Annotated in this window: 22 protein-coding genes and 3 pseudogenes; 6 read left to right on the forward strand and 19 right to left on the reverse strand. The window is 43.8% G+C overall.

The genetic code is table 11. From position 1 onward, the window contains the following. The first annotated feature begins 271 nt into the window (after positions 1 to 271). The 4 genes from H6F92_RS09595 to H6F92_RS25895 all read left to right on the forward strand — a co-directional run bounded on the left by H6F92_RS09595 (position 272) and on the right by H6F92_RS25895 (position 2,361). On the forward strand, positions 272 to 556 hold the full coding sequence (locus tag H6F92_RS09595) for an XRE family transcriptional regulator (RefSeq protein ID WP_190357670.1): 285 nt from the start codon (positions 272 to 274) through the stop codon (positions 554 to 556). Between the two features lie 156 nt (positions 557 to 712). Further along, a complete protein-coding gene (locus tag H6F92_RS09600) occupies positions 713 to 976 on the forward strand; it encodes a DUF4926 domain-containing protein (protein WP_190357671.1) in 264 nt (87 codons plus the stop codon). Between the two features lie 139 nt (positions 977 to 1,115). Continuing rightward, positions 1,116 to 1,343, forward strand: coding sequence for a hypothetical protein (locus H6F92_RS09605; RefSeq protein ID WP_125730226.1), 228 nt, complete (start codon positions 1,116 to 1,118; stop codon positions 1,341 to 1,343). Between the two features lie 280 nt (positions 1,344 to 1,623). Then, positions 1,624 to 2,361, forward strand: coding sequence for a PEP-CTERM sorting domain-containing protein (locus tag H6F92_RS25895; RefSeq protein ID WP_242030075.1), 738 nt, complete (start codon positions 1,624 to 1,626; stop codon positions 2,359 to 2,361). A gap of 84 nt (positions 2,362 to 2,445) precedes the next feature. Here H6F92_RS25895 and H6F92_RS26765 read toward each other — a convergent pair. The 5 genes and pseudogenes from H6F92_RS26765 to H6F92_RS09635 all read right to left on the reverse strand — a co-directional run bounded on the left by H6F92_RS26765 (position 2,446) and on the right by H6F92_RS09635 (position 4,279). After that, a pseudogene (locus H6F92_RS26765) lies at positions 2,446 to 2,797 on the reverse strand (HepT-like ribonuclease domain-containing protein). Beyond that, complete coding sequence (locus tag H6F92_RS09620) at positions 2,787 to 3,077, reverse strand: nucleotidyltransferase family protein (protein WP_190357685.1); 291 nt, start codon at positions 3,075 to 3,077, stop codon at positions 2,787 to 2,789. The pseudogene H6F92_RS26765 and the gene H6F92_RS09620 overlap by 11 nt, the downstream one beginning before the upstream one ends. A 50-nt stretch (positions 3,078 to 3,127) precedes the next feature. After that, positions 3,128 to 3,532 (reverse strand): type II toxin-antitoxin system VapC family toxin, encoded by a 405-nt coding sequence (locus tag H6F92_RS09625; RefSeq protein ID WP_190357672.1) that lies wholly within the window; start codon positions 3,530 to 3,532, stop codon positions 3,128 to 3,130. Continuing rightward, entirely contained in the window at positions 3,529 to 3,804 is a 276-nt protein-coding gene (locus H6F92_RS09630; RefSeq protein ID WP_002765838.1) for a hypothetical protein, read from the reverse strand. Before H6F92_RS09630 ends, H6F92_RS09625 begins: the two co-directional genes overlap by 4 nt. 265 nt (positions 3,805 to 4,069) lie before the next feature. Continuing rightward, positions 4,070 to 4,279, reverse strand: a complete 210-nt coding sequence (locus tag H6F92_RS09635; RefSeq protein WP_190357673.1) for a hypothetical protein — start codon at positions 4,277 to 4,279, stop codon at positions 4,070 to 4,072. A gap of 231 nt (positions 4,280 to 4,510) precedes the next feature. Here H6F92_RS09635 and H6F92_RS09640 point away from each other — a divergent pair, with 231 nt between their 5' ends. Beyond that, positions 4,511 to 4,927, forward strand: a complete 417-nt coding sequence (locus H6F92_RS09640) for a DUF29 domain-containing protein (protein ID WP_190357674.1) — start codon at positions 4,511 to 4,513, stop codon at positions 4,925 to 4,927. A gap of 199 nt (positions 4,928 to 5,126) precedes the next feature. Here H6F92_RS09640 and H6F92_RS09645 read toward each other — a convergent pair whose 3' ends face one another. The 8 genes from H6F92_RS09645 to H6F92_RS09680 form a co-directional block, all read right to left on the reverse strand. After that, entirely contained in the window at positions 5,127 to 5,801 is a 675-nt protein-coding gene (locus tag H6F92_RS09645; protein WP_190357675.1) for a DUF1345 domain-containing protein, read from the reverse strand. Positions 5,802 to 6,022: 221 nt separating this feature from the next. Further along, positions 6,023 to 6,913, reverse strand: a complete 891-nt coding sequence (locus H6F92_RS09650; protein ID WP_190357676.1) for an HMA2 domain-containing protein — start codon at positions 6,911 to 6,913, stop codon at positions 6,023 to 6,025. 9 nt (positions 6,914 to 6,922) lie between these two features. Continuing rightward, positions 6,923 to 8,146: an RNA-guided endonuclease InsQ/TnpB family protein gene (locus H6F92_RS09655; RefSeq protein WP_190357677.1), complete on the reverse strand. Its 1,224-nt coding sequence runs from the start codon at positions 8,144 to 8,146 to the stop codon at positions 6,923 to 6,925. A gap of 375 nt (positions 8,147 to 8,521) precedes the next feature. Beyond that, positions 8,522 to 8,764 (reverse strand): hypothetical protein, encoded by a 243-nt coding sequence (locus H6F92_RS09660; protein WP_002742124.1) that lies wholly within the window; start codon positions 8,762 to 8,764, stop codon positions 8,522 to 8,524. A 344-nt stretch (positions 8,765 to 9,108) separates the two neighbouring features. After that, complete coding sequence (locus H6F92_RS09665; protein WP_190357678.1) at positions 9,109 to 9,396, reverse strand: DUF5132 domain-containing protein; 288 nt, start codon at positions 9,394 to 9,396, stop codon at positions 9,109 to 9,111. Positions 9,397 to 9,432: 36 nt separating this feature from the next. Beyond that, a complete protein-coding gene (locus H6F92_RS09670) occupies positions 9,433 to 9,717 on the reverse strand; it encodes a hypothetical protein (protein WP_002742126.1) in 285 nt (94 codons plus the stop codon). Positions 9,718 to 9,755: 38 nt separating this feature from the next. Beyond that, positions 9,756 to 11,978, reverse strand: coding sequence for a heavy metal translocating P-type ATPase (locus tag H6F92_RS09675; RefSeq protein ID WP_190357679.1), 2,223 nt, complete (start codon positions 11,976 to 11,978; stop codon positions 9,756 to 9,758). Between the two features lie 124 nt (positions 11,979 to 12,102). Beyond that, positions 12,103 to 12,522 (reverse strand): hypothetical protein, encoded by a 420-nt coding sequence (locus H6F92_RS09680; protein ID WP_242030077.1) that lies wholly within the window; start codon positions 12,520 to 12,522, stop codon positions 12,103 to 12,105. Positions 12,523 to 13,251: 729 nt separating this feature from the next. Between H6F92_RS09680 and H6F92_RS09685 the strand changes: the two are divergent. Continuing rightward, a pseudogene (locus H6F92_RS09685) lies at positions 13,252 to 14,016 on the forward strand (IS1 family transposase). A gap of 333 nt (positions 14,017 to 14,349) precedes the next feature. Here the strand turns inward: H6F92_RS09685 and H6F92_RS09690 are convergent. From H6F92_RS09690 to H6F92_RS09715, 6 genes and pseudogenes are all read right to left on the reverse strand, one after another. After that, a complete protein-coding gene (locus tag H6F92_RS09690; RefSeq protein WP_190357681.1) occupies positions 14,350 to 14,775 on the reverse strand; it encodes a lysozyme inhibitor LprI family protein in 426 nt (141 codons plus the stop codon). Positions 14,776 to 15,117: 342 nt separating this feature from the next. Then, entirely contained in the window at positions 15,118 to 17,355 is a 2,238-nt protein-coding gene (locus H6F92_RS09695) for an FdhF/YdeP family oxidoreductase (protein WP_190357682.1), read from the reverse strand. 414 nt (positions 17,356 to 17,769) lie between these two features. Then, positions 17,770 to 18,657, reverse strand: a complete 888-nt coding sequence (locus H6F92_RS09700; protein ID WP_190357683.1) for a hypothetical protein — start codon at positions 18,655 to 18,657, stop codon at positions 17,770 to 17,772. Between the two features lie 195 nt (positions 18,658 to 18,852). Continuing rightward, positions 18,853 to 19,071 (reverse strand): DUF5615 family PIN-like protein, encoded by a 219-nt coding sequence (locus tag H6F92_RS25435; protein WP_199308176.1) that lies wholly within the window; start codon positions 19,069 to 19,071, stop codon positions 18,853 to 18,855. Next, a pseudogene (locus H6F92_RS09710) lies at positions 19,068 to 19,356 on the reverse strand (DUF433 domain-containing protein). The gene H6F92_RS25435 and the pseudogene H6F92_RS09710 overlap by 4 nt, the downstream one beginning before the upstream one ends. Before the next feature lie 492 nt (positions 19,357 to 19,848). Next, positions 19,849 to 20,454 (reverse strand): PEP-CTERM sorting domain-containing protein, encoded by a 606-nt coding sequence (locus H6F92_RS09715; protein WP_190357684.1) that lies wholly within the window; start codon positions 20,452 to 20,454, stop codon positions 19,849 to 19,851. Between the last annotated feature and the right edge of the window lie 195 nt (positions 20,455 to 20,649).

Consider the following 20,649-nt stretch of genomic DNA (forward strand, 5'->3'; position numbering starts at 1 on the left):
ACTTCTTTGCTGATGGATAAAAATGGGTCAGTAACGTTCGCTCAATCCTTTACGGGGTCAGCTTTTCAGCCATATTTTCGTTACCTGACCTCAAAAAATAAGCGAACGGTGAGTCATGAATTACCTCTACTGGCGGGCGCATCGCACGGGTCATTTTCTACATCAGCCAGGGGGAGATGATTCTGCTGCACGGCAACATCGGCGAAGTCCCAAAAAACCCCAAAACAGGAAATCGATTTAGCTCTCAAGCGCAAGAAGGAACACGAAAAATATGACCGATAACCCCCATACTGGCTCTGAATTCGATGATTTTCTCAAAGAAGAAGGTCTTGACGAGGACTGTAGTGCAGCAGCACTCAAACGGGTGCGGTTGCGGCAGTTGGCTGAGGAGATGAAACGGCTCTCTCTGACAAAAACGGAGATGGCGGCGCGGATGCAGACCAGCAGGGCGCAACTCGATCGCCCCCTCGATCCGGAAAAGGCGGGCGTTTCTCTCGATACCATCCAACGGGCGGCTTCTGTGGTAGGCCGCCAATTGCGAATCGAATTGCTCTGAGGGGAATCAGAAAGTTCGGAGTGCCGCAGATGAAATTACCCAACGGGGAACTGGCAGAAATCTCGATGGAAAAACTGATTGGCTATTGCTTAAATCCAGAACATTTTAATTAATCCTAACCCTCGCCTAATTTCTGCCTTTATCAAGTGAAGTAAAATGAAAGACATCAAACTCTTAGATCTGGTTGCCATCCTCAACTCCGTCCCTCGGGAGCGATTGACTTTAGTTGAGCCAGATTATGAAGCTGTCCCCAGCTTGCCAAGCGGACAGGTGGGAACAGTGGTTGAGGTGTATGAAAAAGGTTCGCGCTATCAATATTTAGTGGAATTTTCTGACAGTCAGGGGCGGGAATATGCGATGGCTATTCTGCCAGGCGATGAGCTTCTGGTCTTGCATTATGATACTAAATCCGGGTATTAAAAACTGATTATTTATTCCCCCTTTTTGCCTTTTGCATGAGTAGAAAACGGGTTTCTCCGAGAAACCCGTTTTCTGTGCGTTACTCAACGGATTTAGTATGAACTGGAGGCGGCGTAAATTCTGCTTAAGGGAAAACGCTATGGCTCAAGTCAAGGTTTTCTATGAACCAGAAACGGAATTACTCACTGTCTTCTGGCAATCCCCTAGAAAGGAGCAGATTTGTACTGAACTGGGGGATGGAGTGATTTTGATTAAGGATTCCACCAGTGGCGAGCCGATTGGCTTGGAAATTCTCTCCTATCGCCCCGGAGACAATCGCTTTGATGCGGTGAGCGTCGAATTGGGGCAGTTGAGTCCCGTCCGTTGATATTGGTCGTTATTCTGGTTGTGCTGTAACTCCAAACTCATCTGAGCGTTGAGGGGGCGTTTCCTGGCGGAAGGAGGGGATGTCCCTATTGTCCCAGGTGAGTCGTTGGTCAGGGAGGGGAATGTAAAGATTTGTAAATTGTAGCTTTTGATACAGTTGTGGGGGGGGAGTGTGTATAGTTTTGTTGTCTGCCTTTGGGGTTGGGTGGGGCTGTTGCTTGACCTGGCTGCGAGGGGGGCGATCGTACTAAAGATTAACCATTACTTAACACAATACAATCATGAGACTTCACAAAAATATTCCTTTGTCTTTAGTAGTCGGATTAGGATCTCTTTCCATCTTGACTATGATCGGTTCTTTTGAATCAGTACAAGCAGGGGAAGTTGTAATAGTTGACATATACGAAGAAAAAAATTTCCTTGCTCTTGCACCAGGCACTTATGAAGTACCTAGTGTAAATAACATTATTTGTTTTGATATATGTACCGATCGTATAAAAAATGTTCGTATTCATAATCGTGAAAAAATTACAGTCAGTGGACCCGACTTTACAGCTGGATTCAAGAAGTATTATAATGTTTATCCTATGTTTTTTGGTATTGTACAGCCTGTAGTGCCAGGACAAAAAATTGATTTATTCTCCATATTAGCTGGAGATACGGGAACAGGGATTGGTTCTTTACCTAGCGGGACTATACTAGAAAGTGCAAATGTAATTGGAGTTAATACAGGAAATGCATATAACTCAGAAGTTACATTGATAAATGATTTAAATAATCTACCAAATTCATCTTCAAATAACACAAACATTGCATGGGATTTATCAGGTTTCTCAACAATAACTGGTAACTTCTATTTAGCTAAAACTACAATTCCACTTGAAGATATTTGCCCTATTCCCGAACCATCCGCCATCCTCAGCCTCCTCGCGCTCGGCACTCTAGGCGCAGCTTCAACCCTCAAACGCAAACTAAAGTCCACTAAATCCACCGGAAAAGAAACCACAAAAGTAGGCTAAATTGGTTCTAAAAATACGACCATTGCCACCCCTTTATTCAGTCAGTTGAAGGGGTCTATTTTTTTGCTTTCGCTTATCCAACAACTATTCTGCTTCTATTTCGCTTTCTAACACTTCTTGTAGTTGTGGCACTAAGGTCGGTAAATCTTCTTAAATAGTTGCCCAAACTCTACTTAAATTAACTTGAAAATATTCGTGAGTTGCAACATTTCTCATTCCTCCCATCAAACGCCAAGGAATAAGAGGATGGCGAGACTGAATTTCCTTTGGTACATTTCTAGTTGCTTCTCCAATAATGATAAAATCATAGAGAACCGCTTTGATAGTGGTTTGATTCTTGGCATTCCTCAAACGTCATTCCCCTTGTACGCCGTTCAATTTCCCTGATAGATTCTAAAATGTCTTGAAGGCGAAGTCGCCAATCTCTAGAAGGCATTGATAACATCCTCCAGCACAGGTTCTCGTAAATGTTCTCTTAAGGCATCCTGAGTTCCTAAATCCACAGAACATCCCAGAATATCTTCTAAATAATACTGTACTTGCAGAAGTTGAAAAAAACCACCTTCTTGATTAAATTCTACTAACAAATCTACATCACTATCGGCATCAGCTTCATCCCTTGCCACTGAACCAAATAAAGACAAAGATTTTACCCCCAGTTTTTGTAACTCTTCCCTGTGTGCGTCTAGAATTGCCAGTACCTCATCTCGTTTCATCTCTGTTTCCTTGCCCAAACCACTTAATCTGCCAAATCTTTCCAGAATAGTTATAGTGTCCAATCTTCTAATTCTAACCCTTCAATTTTACTGAAATGCTTTTGATTGTGGGTAATTAATACTAAATTATTCGCTATAGCTACTCCTGCAATTAAGAGATCGATGTCGTCAAGAGGAGTCCCTTGTTTCCTTAAGTCGGCATAAATTTTAGCTGATATCGTCACCGATTCGTCGGTTAAAAGTAGAATTTGATTCCCTTGGGAAAATTCCAAAAACTTGTCAAGCTGTTTCTGGGCATCTCGATGTTTTAAACCACTCAAGATTTCATAATAAGTAATCAAGCTAAAACTCAATTGCCTGTATTCTTGGAGATACAAATTACAACAATGAACGACCTGGGGATGATTGCGGAAAAACAAGGAAAGAATATCAGTATCAAGTAAACAAGGTTTCAAATCTCGAATCTCCGCGATAAAGAATTTTGACGACGCTGTTCTACTTCTTCACAAAAATTTCTAAAATCTTCCTCAGGAAGATCTTCCCAAATCCCCGCAAACTTCATAATTTCCTTACCTTCAGACGTAAGATGAGTTTCTAGGGCATCTTTGAGTCGATTTAAAACACCCTCTAGAGAACTATCTTGGTAATCAATCGCATCTAATTCAGGAAATTTGACTAAATATCCATCGGGATTTTTGGAGATGACAATACTAATTGTATTGACCATTTTAAGCCCTCCTATCTGACTCTAAATTTTCAGTCTTGTTGTTTTTTATCGATGGTAAATAAGGAATCAAACCTTTGCGGAATGCCTCTTCTTGTTCAGCTATGCCAAAGTGTTTGTAGAGTTCGCTTGTTAACTTAGTTGTTTACGTTTGGCAAACCAAACAACATATTCTCTCAAAAGAGGATTGCTTTCGATATGTTCGAGAAGTTTATTCATGGCTCAAAAAAGTAATATCTCATTATATCACACTTAATTCTCTGTTAATTTATTTCTTGGAGATGTCTATTAGGCCAAATCCGGTTTTAAAAAAACGGTTATAATCAGGGACGACTGAAGTCGTCACTACGAAACGAGAAGCTTGTAAACTAGACTTTCTAATGCGGATTCTCTCCAACTCAGCCCGTGCAGCTTCCAAAGTAGCCGCTTTCACCTCAAGGTCGGCGTTGCCGAAGGCACTCGCTACGCGAGACCGCAATCCTATTTCTCTGCATCTCCCTACCACCAGCCGGGTTCTTCTGTTGGGTTCCAGTTTTAGGATAAACCTCGAAAATGTGATGCTCCCCCCAAATAGACATTTGCCTCGTTTAAGGTTAGACTGAGCTTAAGTGGGAATATTTGTCTTTGCTTATGTAAGTCGGGACTAATAAAGCCGCTGCTATCTATATTTGTCTAGTTTTTTTATTGCAATCTAACAGGAGTTTAACTTATGAGTCAGATAGCTATCGATAAAATTTACGAGACAGATTTCTATCAATGGACAATGAAACAAGCCCAAGCATTAAAAGAACAAAATGTCCAAGAATTGGACTGGGAAAACCTGATTGAGGAGATCGAAGCTTTGGGACGTAGTGATTATCAAGCAGTGGTCTCCTTACTAACTCGAATTATGCAACACCATCTGAAGATTGATTACGCTAATAAGCCTGAGTGTAATCGCCATTGGCAAGCCGAAATCAAAGCTTTCTCTAACACTCTTAAGCGTCGCTACAGTCCATCAATGAAGCCTAAGCTAGAAGTAGAATGGCAAGGGATCTATTCGGATGCAGTTGACCTGTATTTGATTGACTATCCCCCTTCTGACATCCCTGAAACCTGTCCTTATCATTTTAATGATTTATTTTGATGCCAGAAACTCACCTTGATTTCTTAAAACTTAGGCACTTCCACAGACTAGAAGTCTGTTCCACACAGGTTATTTTACCTCGTTCCCAAGTTCTACCTGGGAACGCCATTTTCAGGTTCCACCTGGAGAATGATATATATGAATAAGGCAGAGCCTTGGAACCAGAATACACAGGTTATATTAGAAGTCTGTTTCACCATTAAATGAGATTAGAAATTATGTTTACCACTAAACCGATGACTACTGCTACTAAGATAAAAGAGAGGATGGAATGAAAGAGTGTCATGCGTCGCATCGCAACACTTTCAATAGATACATCTGATGTTTGGTAACACATAGCGATAGTAAAAGAGTAATACATAAAATCCCAATAATCCACAAGTTCTTGATTGGGAAAGTCTAAACCTTTGCGGTAAGCGGATGAATCTTCTGCGGATAGTTCATCGTAGTAGAGTCTGGCATAATACAGAGCGAAAAAAGTATGTACCAGAGTCCAAGACAAAAAGATCGCTAATAGGGATAATCCCATGTGCAAATTCGTCAACAAGGGAGACCATTGCTTCGAGTTGTTGAGCAATAAAGAAAGAGCAATTAACCCCATACCAGAAAATAGCAGCACAGCAAATAAAGTGCTAATACTCTTGGGTTCTTGCTGTTGAGACAAGCGAAAGGTATCTTCCGCAGTCGCTTTGGACATTTGCACTGCTAAAACACTCAAATAACTTAGTATCGCTAGATCGTAAGCCAAGAGAAACCGCAATTCCTGGTAAAATTCTCCCGTGATTAAATAAACGAAAATTGCCACTGTCAGCGTGAAGAGAAACCGGTTGATGGGAGAAGTCAGCCGAAAAATCATTTTTTGCTTGGCGGTCATTTTTAAGAGCCTTGATTTTCACAGATCTAGTTTAGTTGAAACGGTATGGGTTTCTCAGGATAGCCTAGCAGTCAATTCTCCGGTGAGAGCAGACAACTGGCCCCTCTCTTCCCTTCGGGTAAAAATGCTCGATCGAATTGGCAATTTAGTCCCAGACAAAGCCTAATCAGTTGCGCTCCTCGCGCCTGAAATAGAGATTGCGAACCTGTATTTTGGAACTTTTAAAGGTATTTGCGATATTTTTTCAATCGAGCTTCTCCAATAACGGCTAGGCGCTGCACATCGGCAAGGCATTGCTCCAACTCGGCGATCGCCTGCCTTTGCCCCGCTGCCAACTCTTGCCATTGTGCCTCAGACTCTGGGGTTTTGGGGAACGCCACCGGCGCACCACTGCCGGTGCTGGCAGCGCAATCTATGGTTGCCGGACTGTGGACGTACCACCGCCTCAGCCAAGCTGAACCGATCGCTGCCACCGGCTGTAAGGCGGCGAGGCAATCTTCTAGTTTCTCGATCGATTCAGCCTGCTCTTGACACTGGCGCTGCCAAGAATTGACGGGTAAGGCTTCCAGCTGCCGATAAACTAAAGTTTGGCTCGTTATCTCGTTTAGAGGATTTTTATCATCTTTACTTTCCCCTGTCTGGGGACTGATCACTGTTTTGGTCCGTCCCACCTTTGCATCGGCCAGATTTTCCCTCACCGGCAATTTTTCTTCCGAGGGACGAGAAACTTGTTTTTCCGCTTTGAATTCGGCTTTCTGGGGGACTTCTGCCCCTGGGTTCGCCGAAGCTGCGGCCTTGCCGATCGCGGTTGCCAGTTCTTGCTCTAATTGCGCGGGAGAAATTTTCCCTTCAGCAAAGGTGACAATGATTGAGTTAGCCAAGGGGTTGATGCGGACGCTGGTAACGCCTTCTAGAGCAGCGATCGCTCCCTGGAGAATATTTTGTCCTGTTAGGTTTTGGCGCAGGAAAGGGACACGCAAGCGGATTCGCCCAGGAAGTGAGCTAACCACTTGATAGGAGATTGGGGGGGTAGCATTTGTGGAAAATTCAGACGTGCCACCAAATAGCATATTGACACTCCCGTCGCTAAAAGCGAAGGATTCTTGGTTCATAGAGTTTCCTTAATCTGGCAGGACGTATCCAGCATTCGCCAGAGGGAATCTCTCCCCAAGCGTATTAGTTTCGGTGTGTCCCACCGTACTTAGTCCCTTTTTGAGAATGTTGATAGCGGCGTTAATGTCTCTATCTTCTACATAACCACAATGGGGACAAGTATGGGTTCTCGTAGATAGAGATTTAGGGACTTTTTGACCACAATTAGAACAATTTTGACTCGTGTTATGGGGGGCTACTGCTACCGTAGCCTTACCATATTTAAAACCAAAATATTCTAACCATTGTCGAAAAGTTGACCAAGCCACATCATTGATAGATTTAGCTAGTTTAGAGTTTTTTACCATGCCTTGAATATTTAAGTTTTCGTAGGCGATGAAATCGTTAGATTTAATGACGCGCAATGCCTCTTTTTCGACAAAGCCTTTACGTTGCCTACTTATTCTTAAATGCTTTCTAGCATATCTCTTTCTAGCCTTTTGGTAGTTGTTTGATTGGGGTTGACCTTTTCTAAACTTTTTAACCCCCCCAACCCCCCCGACGTCGGTAGGGCAAGGGGGGGTCAGACGATTTAATCTTTTTTCTGCCTTACGATAGTATTGCGGTATCTCTACCGTTTCTCCATCACTGTTAGCGTAGAAAACTTTTAAACCTACATCCAATCCCACACATCTTTTAGTCGGTTCTAGGGGTTTAGCATATTCCCGAATATCAACGCTAAGACAAAATTGGACATAATAACCATCTGCTCGTTTAACAATCCTAACTCGTTTAATTTGGTCAATAGGGTAAAAGTTTAGGTCTCTAGTTCCTTTTAGTTTAACCGTGCCAATGTTTTTCTTATCTGTGAAAGTGATTTTCTTTCTATCCTCCGATAATTGACCTCCAGAGTTTTTATATTCCACAGAACGATTATTTTTCTGAAACTTGGGATAACCTTTTTTACCTTTAACCTTTTTCTGACAATTGTCATAGAAACGAGCAATAGCTGACCAAGCTCGTTCTGCCGATGCTTGTCTGGCCGTAGAATTTAGAGTATCGACAAACTTGAACTGCTTGGCGAGAACTGCACAATATTTATTGAGAGAATATTTATCGATTTTGTCTTCTCTCTTGGCATCCATCCAAAGCCTTAAAGCCTTATTACGGATGAATTGTACTGTACGAATAGCTTCATCAATGGCAGAACACTGACTTGGTTTGACCACGGCTTTCATTTCTAAGACAATCATTGTTTATCAACCTCAAACAACTTATTTTATCTTAACCTTTAGAGCATCGGATTGTCAAGATTTCAGTGAACATTGAGCTTTTACATTGAGCTTTTACATTGAAGCCCCTCGAAATGTGTCGAAATGTCGTGCTTCGTGTCACTGAGCTTGTCGAAGTGCTGTTTTATACTGGTCGGGGTTTCATCCCGTCGCTAAAAGCGGGGGTCTTTACCCCGACATTCAAGATAAATCCCCGCTGCTCGCCAAGACATTGACTGCGAATTCTTTGAGTGCGACGACGCAATGCTGTCCGAAATATCCTAACCCACAGACTAAAAATTGATCTAGTTTTAAGTTGCCATTACTGAAGTTAGGAGAGTTCACATTTCCCTCCGACTAATTTTTAGTTTCTGGTAAAAACTGAATGATATGTTTTCTAAATTCGTCAGCGACTTCTTTGGCCTCTTCTAAATACTTTTCATAGCGATGGGGATCTTGTAAAATATTAATTCCCCCTTGATTAAAGTCTTTTTTTTCTGCCCATTCTCGGGCAATTTCTTCAATGGGGTCGCAACAGAGATGAAGTGCCTTCTCAACGATTAGCTCTTTCAAATGTTCGTGCATATATTCTCGGGTCATTGTTGAACTACTCCTTAAGTAGGGTCTGCTGAAAAAGTTTTTCGTGGGGGCAGGGTGTAGGGTGTGGGGTGTAGGGTTTTACCCATTTTCATCTGGTAAATTACCTAATTTTCGGGGAAAAAGTCCCCGAATTTTCGCCCCGATCACTCTCGGCTGGAACTTTTTGAGGTCAAAAAAGTCTAAAAGTCTTATCCAACAAGTTTTTTAGATTTATTCAGCCAACCCTAATTAATTTTGCTTAGGTATTTGATACTTTCCTTGAGATTTTAAAGGAGGGGGCTAAGAGAATGCCCCCCTACAAAATTGCAGTTATCGAGTGGGTTTCTCGATCGGTCAATTAGGGATTAGGATTGGGACGTTTCCTCTACGGAAGTGATTTGAGTCGTATTTCTTGCCGCCGCTGTTTCCGCTTTCGCTTCTGCCACTAAATCTTGCCAAGATTGACCAGCTTCGACAAAAGTAGCTTGCAGTTTTTCACTAGCTTCCATTCCTAATTTGATCCCGCTTTTGGCCGCATTGCGACCGGTATCTGTAATAGCTTTGCCGGTCTGGGGACTGGCTAAACTAACTAGGGAACCCAATACTAAAATTGCGACGACTCCAACACCACCAACAACCAGTAATTCTTCCATAAAAACCTCCTGAATGAGTTGTTCACTATTAACTGTCTATTTTTCGCTAGTTGCCTTAGCTTTTTTAGCGGTTCTGATTTCGGCCTGTGCTTCCGCTACCAGATCGTTCCAGGATTCGCTGGCCTCAGCTAGATAGGTTTGCACGGTGTCAGCGGCCTCTGCACCCCACTTGATTCCCTGTTTAGTCATGTCGCGCCCGGTTTCGGCGACCTTTTCCCCAGTTTCAGGGTTGCTTAAGGCCCCAATAGCGGGGGCAATCGCCAGTGCCGCCAAACCAACCCCTAGGGCGAAAATCGGTTCAATACCTAATAAAAATTCCATGAGACCTCACAAATTTGCTCGATTTTGGATTTTGACTGTTAGACGTTCGCCGCATCTCGATAGGTCGTCTTCTCGCCACCGAGGGCCGGGCGCAAGCCGTTCAGTCCGGCTAAAATTGCCGAACCATTATTGATGATAATCGCTAGGATCGGATCGAGGGCAAAGAGGACCCCCACCGCCAGCGCCCCAAAGTTAGGAATTCCCACAATTAAGGCATTTTGGTAGATAATGTCCATCACTTGCTTGCTGATCTCGATCGCATGGGTCAAGCCGCTGAGATCGTTATCCATCAGTACCACGTCGGCAGTTTCCCGAGCGATATCGCTCCCTGCGGCAAAGGAAATCGAGACATCGGCATAGGCAAGGGCGGCGGAGTCATTAATGCCATCGCCGATAAAGGCAACGGTTTTCCCTTGCGCTTTCAGTTGCTGCACCACTTCCACCTTCCGTTCTGGGAAAGCTTGGGCGTGGACTTCATCCCGGCGCATTCCTAACTCTTGGGCCACCGCATCCGCTACCTGCTGCACATCGCCGGTGAGCATATGGGTGCTGATGCCCTGCTGGTGTAACTCAGCAATTACCCCGGGGCTTTCGGTGCGGATCGGATCGGCATACATGATAACGCCAATTAGGATGCCATCCCGGGCCACATAAGCCAGAGAAACGCCTCCCGTCTTAAACTGCTCACTGGCCCTAATGTCGATCCCTTCCGTTTTCATAAAGCGGCTGCTCCCCACCAGCAGCTGCCGCCCTTCGATTTGGGCGACCACTCCCAATCCAACCCGATAATCCCACTCCTCGCAGGTTTTCGTTTCCGTCCCCTGTTGTTGGGCCTGTTGGACGATGGCATGGGCAACGGGGTGGCTCAACCCCTGTTCCGCCGAGGCCGCCAGACAGAGAATTTCTGCTGGGGTAACTCCCTCGGCGGTAACTTGAATGTCGGTGACGGAAGCATTGCCCTGGGTCAGGGTTCCCGTTTTGTCAAAGACGACGCAATCGACTTTTGCCAACATTTCGATCGCCCGGCCGCTGCGGATGTAAACCCCGGTCCGGGCAGCGTATGTTAATCCAGCTAAGACGGCGGTGGGGACAGATACGCGGATGCCAGTGCCGAAGTCGAGGGTGATAATGGCCGTTGTCCGGGCTAAATCTCCCGTGAATGCAAAAATGCCGGCCCCAATCAGTAGGGTGGGCAACACGGCAATGTTGGCAAATTTGGCGGCATAGTTTTCTACGCGGGTGTCGTGGACGGGAGCGGCTTTCATCAGTTCTACGACTACCCCGGCGCGGGTATTATTCCCCGTCCTTTCCACGAGAATTGCCAATTGTCCCTCTACTAACAGGGTGGAAGCATAGACCTCATCATCTACTTCCCGGTGGACGGGAACCGATTCTCCCGTCAGTTTCTGTTGGTCAATTAGTCCCTGTCCCCGGATAATCTTGCCGTCGATGGGAATTAAATCTCCCGGATAGACGATGACGAGATGGCCTTCTTTTACGTCTTTGAGGGGAACTTGCACTTCTACGCCGTCCTGTTCGATCCAGGCATATTTGCCCAAACTGTCCAGTAAATCTAGGGTCTGACGTTCGCTGGAGCGAGCGGTGACATCGCGAATTACTTCCCCAGATTCGATCAAACTGATCATGAAGGCGGGGGGAATGAAATGGCCCTGGGCGGCGCTGAGGGTGATGGCAAGGGAGTCGAGGAAATCGACAGTCAATTGTTTTTCTTCGCTGATGCCTTCCCAAGCTCGACCGTAGGCGGGCAGACAGGCGGCTAAAATTAACCCCCCAACGAGCAAGGGGGGGAGTTCTAGGGGAACGGCGACAAGAGCGAGGGCTAAACTGGCAGCGGGAATGCCCAACCGCTCCCAATAGTTAATTTCGTGGGATGTGGGTGCTGTCGCTGCCTTGGTGGTTAGGAGATAGCCGCGATCGGCTTCTTCCATCGAGAGTAGGATATATTCCCGTAGTTGTTCGGGGGAAATTTCCTCGTAATTGTATTCAATAATCAGGGATTCAGCCGCCTCATTGCAGCGAACTTGTCCGATGACATTACTATCCTCTAATATTGCCACTAAGTTGCTGGCATAGTCAGGATCGTAACCCAGGCGCTCGATCTTGACCCGCCAGCGTCCTTCGAGGGAGTGAAGGAGTTGATAGTCTTGGGAAAACCTGTGAGCTTCGGGGACAATTGCCGCGGTTTCGTTAAGTATGTCCGGTTGGACAATTACTTTTTCTGTAGTATCTGTCAAGGTCATCTTAATGGGTGTTGATTAGTATCTGCCTGACACTGGCATCGACCATTTTTTATTGTCAGGAGGGAAGACGGGGAATCAATCCAGAACTCGTGTCTGCAAGCAGGCTGTCTGTACTTCGTCGAGATTAGTGGCAAACCCCAGTATAGTTGACATTACCGTGCTGAAGTTTAAAGACGCGATCATTGTTGTCTAAACTAAAGCTTAGAGGAGTACCAGCTTGACTCTTGCCTCTAAAGGTATTGTTGCCCTGATAGGTTGTTAGAGCTAGTCCCACGGGTTGCATTTGTGGGGGAGTGGCCGCTCCAAAGGCATCAATCGTGATAGATTGATGTTCTTTGTCGATAATCACCACGTCTCCTTCGGCAATGTCCGTCACTGATTCCACTATTGTTAAGGCAACGGGCCGTTTTCTCTGGATCGATGCGTTATCAATGACAGAGGTATAAAAATAGATTTTCGTTCCTTTGTCTGTCTTCCCCCTAGCAACGCAGAGAATGGCATTTCCTAGACTGGGTGCTTCGGCTAAAACAGGCTTAATGGACAAGCTGGGCAAGGAAAGCAAGGTTACAGATGCTAACTAAGAGTGCGGCTTTGTTAGGAATTTTTAACATTTTTCTGCAAGGGGTAAATTAACTTCCAGTCATCATACTAAAAAAAGTGAAATTTTGCCATAGTCTTGAGACGGATCGTTTTTTTTCTCACTGGGTAGTGATTCGCTAGTAGTGGTGATCCGTCTTGCTTATCTGGTATGAAGTGTGTAAAGTATTTATCTCAAATGTCGGGGTGAAGACCCGAAGCACTTAGCGCGACGGGATGAAACCCCGACCAATATAAAACAGCACTTCGACACATTTCGACAGGCTCAATGTAAAAGCTCAGTGACACGAAGCACGATTAAAAATAAGCGTCCAGTCTCCTGACAAAATCTCGAATAACTTCTTCTTTTAAGGGTCTTGACCGTTCGGCGGTTCGGACCTCGGCTTGAGCTTTTGTCGAACGCAAAAGCTCACCGTCGAAGCCTGATACCATTTTTCTTTATTCTTGGCAGGTATCTTACCCCCCCTTGCCCCCCCGACGTCGGGGGGGTTGGGGGGGTTAGGGGTGAGGGCGATTAACCATCTCTGCCATTACTTATGAAAAATGGTATGATCTCACGGCCGAAGCCTTGACAATTAAAGATATGGGGTTCTACTCAATAGTTCGGCGTTGCTGATTTAGGGTATGATTAAGGGAGAAGGCAAGCTACCAAAAATCACCCTGATCAAGCGCAGAAATTAGGCAATGTCCTGAATGTCAATCCGATCATATCAACAAAAATGGTCATAAAAAAGGAAAACAGAACTATATTTGTGTGAACTGTGGAAGACAATTCATAGAGGTTTATGAACCCCAGAGAGGTTATTTTTGAAGAAATGAAACGGGAATGTCTAAAAATGTAGGTTAATGGTCTGGGTTTTCGAGCCATTGAAAGGGTTAAAAACGTCCATCATCCGACAATTATGAATTGGGTTAAACAAGTCGGCAAACTCTTACCGGATTATTATGACCCACAAACAATTCCCGATGTGGGAGAATTAGATGAATTAGAAACATTTGTCGGCTCAAAAAAAACAAATCTGGTTAGGGACAGCGGTAGACCACTTGAAAACAGGGATTTTAGGATGGGTTTTAGGCGGTCTCGCAAGGCGAGTGCCTTCGGCAACATAGTGCTAAAACTTTTGCGGACTTATGGGAAGTTGTTAGTCGGTGGAAATGTCATTTTTAGGTGACAGATGGATGGAAAGTTTATCCTAATTTTATCCCCGACGGAGATCAGATTATTAGCCAAACCTATAGGACTAGAGTAGAGGGAGAAAATCCTAGGCTAAGACATTATTTGGCTAGGCTACATCGAAAAACTCTTTGTTATTCTAAGTCTGAACAAATGCTAAGACATTCAATTCGATTACTAATTCACTACCTAAAATTTGAAGATGTTCTAGTTCCTTATTCAAATCCTAGAAATTATTTTCCTCCGAATGCTCGCCCTTTCGCCTAATCATACCTTAATTCAGCAACGCCCGATTTTTCTTTTTCTTGGCTTTTCCCTGTTGTCTGCTTCCGCCAAATACACCTGTTCAAATTTCTCTAACAAGGTCTCAAACGCTCTTCTATTGAGTCCTGTGGTCGCTCTCAAGAGTCTATCTTGATGCAATATTCTGCCAATGTTCAGCATTCAAGGGGATATCCAATCATTGTTTCTTCCCCATTATGCCACTATTACGCAACAAGTCTAGTATATATTTAGGGTAAAAGTTCAGGAATAAGAAGTTTATTGAGCATTTTGCTTGACTTTTAGGGAATTATCGGTAATATCAACGGCGATTCTGACTTAGCGATCGCTATCTTCTAAATATCTCTGCAAATCTTTGGTACGCTGCTCGGTGACAGCTGCCAAACAATTACTGTAAATCATGGGAGCTATAGAGCCTCCCTCAAACGCACTTCTTTCAAATTCGCAACTGCTGTCTCTAAACTTAATCCAAGCTTGTTGGGCGCTAATTAATTTTTGTTTGCGAGCAGCTGACAGTTTTGGCAGTAGTTGTCGATAAACTTGATTTAACTTGCGATCGGCGTTTTGATAAGCGATGCTGGCACAAATGTTCATTTCTCTTTGAGTCTGGGGATTGTTACAGTTAGGGCGTTGAGCTAGTTGTAAGTTCGTCGCTGCAGATGTGGGACTTGCAATGGCACGGGTACCCATCCCGACAGCCAACAAACTTGCTATGCTTAATACGGTTAGTAAAAACTTATCCATGGCTATTTATTTTAATGATGGTAAGAATAAAATAACAGAAATGCGATCGAACCGACCATAGCTTTTTCATTCTGCTCAATTCGTTGGTTGGCTTGGTTAACTATATTTCATTATTTCCAAAAAAGTGGGTGGGTGGAACTAAATATAAGATGAACGTAGGTTGGGCTTCGGCCGTGAGCTTTTGCGTTCCACAAAAGCTCACGCCGAGGTCCGAACGGTTGAAGCATGAAACCCAACGCCTGCTCATGTTACGCTACCCCTAACCCATCCTACAAATAATTTTGCCTCCCTACTTAACTCTATTTCATGATTTCCAAAAAAGAAAATCAGAGGAGTTGATAACTAAAAAACCCAGATGGGAACTCGTTTATAAGCAGGAGTCCCACAGCGAGGGTCGATTTTAGCTTTGAATAAAACATTGGCTTCGGGATAAAACATAAAGCCAACACCTTCGCGAATCGGACCGAAAATAATTTCAATATTCTCTAATTTACCGGCATCTCCTTGAACAGTGACTCGTTGATGTTCTTGAAAGCTGGCTTTTTTGGCATCTTCGGCGTTGATCAATAAACAATGACGGTGAGGCATTCCTCGATATTTATCGCCCACTTGATAAACGACGGTATTATGTTGTCCATAACTGCGTCCTGTTCCGAGAATCAGGGCAATTCCGGGGGCATTTTCTGGTTGGTTGAAATCTTGCTTTTGCGGTGCTTTTAAAGTGGGTAAAGGGGTGACAGACATTTGCGCTTTTCCGGTCGATGTTGGAAAATGGGGTTCGGTAAAAATCCGTCCGCTAATGGTAAATTCTGTTTGGGTTTGATCTAATTGCCCGCTCTTTTCATAACCCGGAATCGTTTTGGCGATTAACTGACGAATATAGGCGGTATCGTGTAATCTCGACCAATCAATTGGGTTTGTGCCTAAAACCTTGACGGCAATATTTGTTAATAGTTCTACTTCCGAGATGACATCCACATCGGAACCTTGTAGATGACTGCTTCCCCGCTCGTTAAAACGGACAAAATTATTGCCCGATTCGGTGGTTGTCGGGTGAGGATTTTCAAAACGAGCGAAGACAGGTAAAATTACCGTATTTTGTCGGGCTAATCCCTGAAAATGTCCTAAATTTGGCTTGGTGGCTACATAGAAAATCGTATCAATTTGTGCCAAGGCTTTTTTGGCTTGAGTTAAATCTGGATTTGCCCCATAAAGATTACCTCCCAAACAGAAAAGGGTGTTGATTTTTCCCCGTTCGGCAGCTTCAATTAATGCCCTGGTATCATAACCGCCGGTTATATTTAATGGCTTTCCTAAAAGTTGAGCAAGTGCCTCGGCGATTTCCTGACGTAATCTCACCGTAACGCCCATAGAACCGAAGCCCTGTACATTAGAATGACCTCTGATTGGCATGGTTCCGGCTCCGATTTTGCCAGCATTTCCCGTCATTAAAGCGGTATTGGCAATACTGATAATATTATCTACCCCGTTTTCCTGTTGTGTAACGCCCATCGCCCAAGCGAAAACCACTCGCTCTAAATTACCGAAAAGGGCGGCGGTTGCTTCAATTTCTTCTCGGGACAAACCGCAGGTTTTAGTAATGGTTTCCCAGGGTATTTGTCGGGCGTAATCTATAACAGATTGCCAATTTTCTGTATGGGATTTGAGATAATCCCACCGCACTAAATTTTGTTCGATCAAAGATTTTTGTAATCCGACGAATAGGGCGGTATCGCTACCCGGAATCGGCTGTAGGTAGAGAGTAGAAATATCGGAACCGCCCCGCAATAGGGATTTAATCGGAAAAGCGGGCGAGGAGAATTTGACCAATCCGACTTCAATTTGCGGGTTAATAATAATAATTTTACCGCCGCGATCACGAATTTGAATTAATTCATTCATCAGGCGAGGATGATTAGCGGGGGCGTTAGAACCGATCAATACCACACAATCGGCTTGTTTTAAACTTTCCAGACTGACCATTGAAGTCCCGGAGCCGAAAACCTGTTTTAAGCCTACGGTCGAGGCGGCATGACAGAGATCGGAACAATCGGCTAAATTATTACTTCCTAATGCCCGGAAAAACAATTGTAAGAGATAGGCGGCTTCATTAGAAGAACGTCCAGAACTATAGGAGGCAATAGTCTCGGACGGTTGACGAAAAGCTTGTTCGGCTAATCGATAAACTTCTTCCCAACTAATACGTTGATAGTGACTTTCTCCGGCTTTTAAGAGGACGGGATAACTGAAACGACCCAAGCGATCGCATTCTAAGGAGGTTAAGGACTGTAATTGAGCGAGATGATAGGTTTGAAAAAAATCGGTTTTAATACCTGGCATTAATTCGGAAGTAATCGCCTCGACACTTTTGAGACAACGTTGCAGACTTTCCCCCGCTTCGTTGACAAAACCGCCCTTTTGTCCTCCCGTTCCCCAAGCGCAAGCTAAACAGGCACTTTTATGATTCAAGGTTTGCCAGAGTTTAACCCCTTGAGGAGAGAGGGTTTTTTCTGCCCAATATTGTAATATAGGAAAACCCCCGCCCGCCTCAATTTTGTTGGATGTTTCTCGTTCGTTCATCGTTTTTTTCTCCCGATTTTTTCTCAAATCCCTCCGATAGGGAGAGTGTACCCAGTACAGTTGAGTTTATCACCATTTTTCAAAAAGTGCATCAGCAACGCATAAATGATCGGGTAAGCTACGGTTAGTTGTTGACAATATCTCCTGATTGTGATTTTATCAAACTAGGGAGAGGTCTATTAAAATGATAATTCCGATAAATAAAAATGAAGACTTTCAACATTTAGAAGAGATGATTGTTAACGAAACGGATATCTTCGATATCTCGCGTTGGGTCAACTTCTCCACGCACTCCTTACTTGCTGTCCAGACAGGGGAGCGTCTGTGTTAAAGCCGGACTTGACAGTAACCTCAACGGATAAACTACCATCAGGGTTTAGGGATGATTCTTCATGGTTTGGACGGGCTGGAGTTTTAATTTTCCCTGAGTCTTTCTAACAATTCCTCACGGGATAAATTTGCCAAAGAAAGAAGCAATCCGGTGCGTTCCGAGATAGGAAGTTGGGCGATCCGTTCCACCAGACCAGATAATTCCGAATCTAGGCTGCCAAAGCGTCCTTCCAGAAGACTGGCTATCATAGAGTGACGTTCTTCTATTTTCCACTCTTCCCTTTGTTGTAAATAAGCTGGTGATAAGTTCATGATGTCCTCCTGTTCTTCTGTACTTAAATTATCTCTCAACTCTAAATTCTTGCGCCAGTTGGCCAGAATTTCCAGTAAATTCTCTCGAAAAGGATTGCGTTCTGGCAGTTCAACTAACTCTTCAACTGCTCGTTTTTGAGTTCCTCCTTTACCTAATACCCTCAACCATAAGGTGTCTTCAATTACTGGTAATTGATGAATGACAATGATGCCCGCTTTGAGAGACTTCGCTAAAAAGTAAACCCCTGTTAACCAATTACTCTCATCGCTGTGAGTCCCGAAATCTTCAATCATTCTAGCTGAAAAGGTGGGCGTTAGAATCCATAAGAAAGGCAATTCTGCGACCGTCAGAGTTTTGTTTGACCGTTTCGCTTTTCTCAAGACATCCCCATGAACCGTGTATAACTTTGACAAACAACTGCGAATCTCTACCTCGGTCGGGGGATTGCGGAAAGGTTCAAACAAACAGGAAGTAGCCGCCATTTTTCCGAGTAATCCTAAAGGTAACTCAGTGGAAGGAGGTGAGCTAAATGGTTCAAACCAGACATCGATTTCTTGAACCTCACTTTTTACTTTCTTACTTTTTATAATCGTCCCTAGAGGTGTTAGTAATTCCTCCAGATATTCCTTAGCAAATTGGTCATGAATTTGGCGAGTCATTAAAATTAATAATCAAGCATAAAAAGGACGGTAATAATCTTATTATATCATTAATTAAAAAGGAATCCAATCGACAATATCGATCCATTCTTCTGCTTCGGTAGTTTCCCAAATCATAATTAATTCTTCGGCTAGTTTTCTCATTGTTGTGGTGGGACGTATCCAAAACAGTCCCCAGATTTGTTGATTTTTTTGCTAATATTCTTCTAAATGTTCAGGCATACTGGTACGATTATCTGTCACCAAGAGTCGTTGAGATAATCCTAAATACTGTAAAACATCAGGGTCAAGAGTTTCTAACGGTGGTGTATTCGGCTCTCTAACGCGTAAAATATCTATCTCTGGATTTAACCTTAAGACAGCAATTTTCAAGCGGGGGGATAAGTTTTCATCCAGTAAAAACTTGATTTTCATACCCTGACAGAATCTTGCCTTTGCTGTTTAATTTTTCTCATCTTTTCTCGTTGAAGTGAAGGATGTTTTAAGGATTCATGATAGCGAGTCTCTCGCCAATTCTGGAGGCGCAATAAATAAGCATCAATTTTTTGCTGATTCTGTAAATAATAAGTAATGGTAGCGTAGATTTTCTCTAAACTTAGATCGGGATAGATAGTATTTATTTCTTCTGGTATAGCCTTCCAAGAAATAAAAGAGTACGTTGTCAATTCCGAGGCGATGACCCTTGATTCTAATAGACATCTCCAAAAATTATAACCCAGTCACAGCTTGCTTTTGGTTTATGTAAGCTTTTACGCATTTAAGTTACATTGACAGCATTACCCTTATTTTTAAGTTTTCTACTCCATTTAATAATCAATCCCCCTTCATTTAAAAGCTGATTGACTACTTTTTCCAGTTCTTCTTTATAGAGATAGGGTTAACTGCGATCGCTGGCTTTCAAGGTGCTGTTTCTCCCTATCCCTGGCAGCGATGACCTGACCTTTCTTGACCACAGAACCTTCCTGTACTTTCAATTACTGGGGTTCGGAAACCTTGACAGTGACGGTGAGGCGGCGCGGTGAAGCGATTGCGTCTTCTTGAGCGATGCCACTTTGGGCTACAGCAGGCTGGGGTTGGGGGGATTAGGCTTTGAGGTTGGGGAGGGCAATCACCAACACAGTCAGGCTGGCAAGTCTTATTAGGAGAAAGTTGGCGACGTTCATGGCATAGGTGAGACACTGGGAGGTTTAATTATTTAGTATCGCCTTTTTGTTTCTTTTTTAAAATAGAACCCGCACCTAATCCTCCCAAAGCCAATAAGCTTAGGATAGAACTAGGTTCAGGTACAATAGATACTTGAATGCTAGATGCAGAACCAAGAAATGTCGTACTGCCCGTATTGGAAAACGCGAAGAGATTGAAAGTGGTACTGCCAGGCGTAACAGGAGTACTGCTAGGATCGACAGCATTACTGATAAAGTAGTAGGGATTGTTGCCGGAGGCGGCGGTATTGGTGTCTAATATACTCAGGGTTTCAGTTAGGGTATTAAACTGGAATAGGAAAAAGTTGTCGTTCGAGATGCCATTGACTACGGAACTACCGCTATCAAGCAAGTTGTTGGCGGGATCGAAAACTGAAAGCGAAAGGAACTGCAAGGAAGTCGTCGGGCCTGCTCCATTTTCGGAAATGATATTGGGGGCGGTGTTTTCGTTATAGCTGAACACCCCCCTTGCTGAATAGCCAGTATCCCCTTGCCAGTTAAAATTGAAAGAGATGGCTTGGGCTTGTTGCGCCGCCACTGACAAAGTAATGGTAGCAGCGGCGGTAGCAGTGAGTTTGGTCAAGAGATTCTTCATGATGATTCCTACTAAGATAGACAGGGAAACTCGACTCAATTAAATTTAAGGAAATTTTATCTTATTTGGCTCACATTATTGGCAGAAACGTTGAATCCTGTAATAAAACTTTACATTGACAAGCATAATACCCCTATAACATCAAATTTTAAATTGAATAGACAATCCTCCGGAACCAGTGTACATAGCTAATAT

This window comes from Microcystis wesenbergii FACHB-1317 (assembly GCF_014696875.1).
In the GTDB taxonomy this organism is placed as follows: Bacteria; Cyanobacteriota; Cyanobacteriia; order Cyanobacteriales; family Microcystaceae; genus Microcystis; species Microcystis wesenbergii_A.

Excerpts from the sequence above, each read along its gene's own strand:
- H6F92_RS09670 (WP_002742126.1), bottom strand. The coding sequence starts at position 9,717 with ATGGAATTTTTATTAGGTATTGAACCGATTTTCGCCCTAGGGGTTGGT.
- H6F92_RS25895 (WP_242030075.1), top strand. The coding sequence starts at position 1,624 with ATGAGACTTCACAAAAATATTCCTTTGTCTTTAGTAGTCGGATTAGGA.
- H6F92_RS09650 (WP_190357676.1), bottom strand. The coding sequence starts at position 6,913 with ATGAACCAAGAATCCTTCGCTTTTAGCGACGGGAGTGTCAATATGCTA.
- H6F92_RS09665 (WP_190357678.1), bottom strand. The coding sequence starts at position 9,396 with ATGGAAGAATTACTGGTTGTTGGTGGTGTTGGAGTCGTCGCAATTTTA.
- H6F92_RS09640 (WP_190357674.1), top strand. The coding sequence starts at position 4,511 with ATGAGTCAGATAGCTATCGATAAAATTTACGAGACAGATTTCTATCAA.
- H6F92_RS25435 (WP_199308176.1), bottom strand. The coding sequence starts at position 19,071 with ATGAAAATCAAGTTTTTACTGGATGAAAACTTATCCCCCCGCTTGAAA.
- H6F92_RS09660 (WP_002742124.1), bottom strand. The coding sequence starts at position 8,764 with ATGACCCGAGAATATATGCACGAACATTTGAAAGAGCTAATCGTTGAG.
- H6F92_RS09690 (WP_190357681.1), bottom strand. The coding sequence starts at position 14,775 with ATGGATAAGTTTTTACTAACCGTATTAAGCATAGCAAGTTTGTTGGCT.
- H6F92_RS09715 (WP_190357684.1), bottom strand. The coding sequence starts at position 20,454 with ATGAAGAATCTCTTGACCAAACTCACTGCTACCGCCGCTGCTACCATT.
- H6F92_RS09600 (WP_190357671.1), top strand. The coding sequence starts at position 713 with ATGAAAGACATCAAACTCTTAGATCTGGTTGCCATCCTCAACTCCGTC.
- H6F92_RS09630 (WP_002765838.1), bottom strand. The coding sequence starts at position 3,804 with ATGGTCAATACAATTAGTATTGTCATCTCCAAAAATCCCGATGGATAT.
- H6F92_RS09675 (WP_190357679.1), bottom strand. The coding sequence starts at position 11,978 with ATGACCTTGACAGATACTACAGAAAAAGTAATTGTCCAACCGGACATA.
- H6F92_RS09645 (WP_190357675.1), bottom strand. The coding sequence starts at position 5,801 with ATGACCGCCAAGCAAAAAATGATTTTTCGGCTGACTTCTCCCATCAAC.
- H6F92_RS09655 (WP_190357677.1), bottom strand. The coding sequence starts at position 8,146 with ATGATTGTCTTAGAAATGAAAGCCGTGGTCAAACCAAGTCAGTGTTCT.
- H6F92_RS09605 (WP_125730226.1), top strand. The coding sequence starts at position 1,116 with ATGGCTCAAGTCAAGGTTTTCTATGAACCAGAAACGGAATTACTCACT.
- H6F92_RS09700 (WP_190357683.1), bottom strand. The coding sequence starts at position 18,657 with ATGACTCGCCAAATTCATGACCAATTTGCTAAGGAATATCTGGAGGAA.
- H6F92_RS09595 (WP_190357670.1), top strand. The coding sequence starts at position 272 with ATGACCGATAACCCCCATACTGGCTCTGAATTCGATGATTTTCTCAAA.
- H6F92_RS09695 (WP_190357682.1), bottom strand. The coding sequence starts at position 17,355 with ATGAACGAACGAGAAACATCCAACAAAATTGAGGCGGGCGGGGGTTTT.
- H6F92_RS09620 (WP_190357685.1), bottom strand. The coding sequence starts at position 3,077 with ATGAAACGAGATGAGGTACTGGCAATTCTAGACGCACACAGGGAAGAG.